At 73.1% G+C, this 1,503-nt stretch carries 2 protein-coding genes and 1 pseudogene; all 3 read right to left on the bottom strand.

Annotated elements, in window-relative coordinates:
- On the bottom strand, positions 1 to 397 hold a 397-nt coding region (locus tag G3N94_RS41175; RefSeq protein ID WP_205799890.1), incomplete at its 3' end, for an Hpt domain-containing protein.
- Complete coding sequence (locus G3N94_RS41180) at positions 394 to 1,134, bottom strand: chemotaxis protein CheW (protein ID WP_205799891.1); 741 nt, start codon at positions 1,132 to 1,134, stop codon at positions 394 to 396. The genes G3N94_RS41180 and G3N94_RS41175, both read right to left, overlap by 4 nt.
- A pseudogene (locus tag G3N94_RS41185) lies at positions 1,115 to 1,503 on the bottom strand (methyltransferase); the annotation flags it as partial. The pseudogene G3N94_RS41185 and the gene G3N94_RS41180, both read right to left, overlap by 20 nt.

Here is a 1,503-nt window from a genome sequence, read left to right on the forward strand (position 1 = left end):
CCCAGTATCCCGCGCGCGGGTCGCCGGCGTCACGGTGGGCGATGTCCGCGCGCGCGACCGCCGCCGCCGGATCAGCATTGCCGACACGCAGCAGCAGGTCCACGCCATGCAGCAGTGCGTCGATGTGCGCGGCCGTCAGCGTCAGCTCGCCGCGCTGCGCGGCGACGAAGCATTCCTCCAACACGTGCGCGACGTCGACGCCGTCCTGCAGGTCGATGATGCGCGCGGCGCCTTTCAGCGAATGCGCGGCGCGCATGCACGCCTCGAGCGCGGCCGCGTCGCCGGGCGCATGTTCGAGCGTAAGCAGGCCGCTCGCGAGCGCCTGCGTCTGCGTGTGCGCTTCGTCGCGGAACAGGTCGAGCAGCGACAGGCGCGTCAGGTCGTCATCGGTGCTCATCGCAGGCTCCTCGCGAGCGAGTCGAACACACGGTCCGTGTCGAGCAGGCCGATCGTCGTGTCGCGCCACGCGAGCAGGCCGCGCGCGTGCATCGCGGCCGCGTGGGTGAGCGTCGTCGGCACCGGCAGCAGCGCGGACGCCGCAAAGCGCAGCACGCCCTCGACCTCGTCGACGGGCAGCGCGACCGTGTCGCCGCGATGCTCGACGACCAGCATCCGCGCATACGCGGTGCGCGATGCGTGCCGCCCGGCCGCGTCGCGATCGAGATTCAGCATGGCGCCGAGCGATGCGGCGATCGTCAGCGTGCCGCGCACGTTGACGAGCCCGAGCACGACGCCGTTGCGCCGGTGCGGCAGCGGATGGATCGGCCGCGTCCCGTCGATCTGCCGCAGCACGGCGGCGGGCAGCGCGAGCCATTCGTCGGCGATGCGGAACGCGAGCGCGGACTGCAGCGGTTGCACGTCGTCGGCGGGTGTGTGGGTGGGTGCGTCGGCGGTCCGGTCCGGCCGTGTCGCCGTGCGGGCAGTGCGGGCGGTGTGCGCCGTTTCGGCGAGGTCGGCGTCGGTCAGCGGCCGGTCGAGCAGCTTCGCGGCCGCGTGTTCGAACACCGGGCAGTTCAGGCAGCGCGTGTGCTCGGCGAGCCGCGGACACGAGCCGTCGCCTCGCGTGCCGATGCGATTCCAGCAGTCGTCGATGGACTTCGCCGGGGCGAGGTCGTCAAGCGCGGCGTGAACCATCGGTTCCTCCCGGTTCGTCGGTCCGGTCCGTCGCCGTCGGCGTGCCGCGCAGTGCGCTGGCCCGCTGCGCACGCAGCATCAGCTGCCGCGCGCCGGCTGCGTCGCCGGCCGCGTCGCGCAGCGCGGCCAGATGGGTCAGCGCCTCGTAATGGGCCGGATCGAGATACAGCGTCTTGCGATAGAAATCCTGCGCGTCGGCATCGCGGCCGCGCGCGTCGGCGATCAGGCCGAGCAGGTGGAACGCGTCGGCATCGGGGCCGTGCGCGAGCGTGTATGCATGCGCGGCATGCTCGGCGTCGTCGAGACGCCCCGTGTCCGAGAGCCGCCGCGCATCGGCGAGCGTCGGGACCGGGTTGGCGGACGTCGCGG

Origin of the sequence: Burkholderia sp. Ac-20353, from assembly GCF_017104785.1 — a bacterium.
GTDB lineage: Bacteria > Pseudomonadota > Gammaproteobacteria > Burkholderiales > Burkholderiaceae > Burkholderia.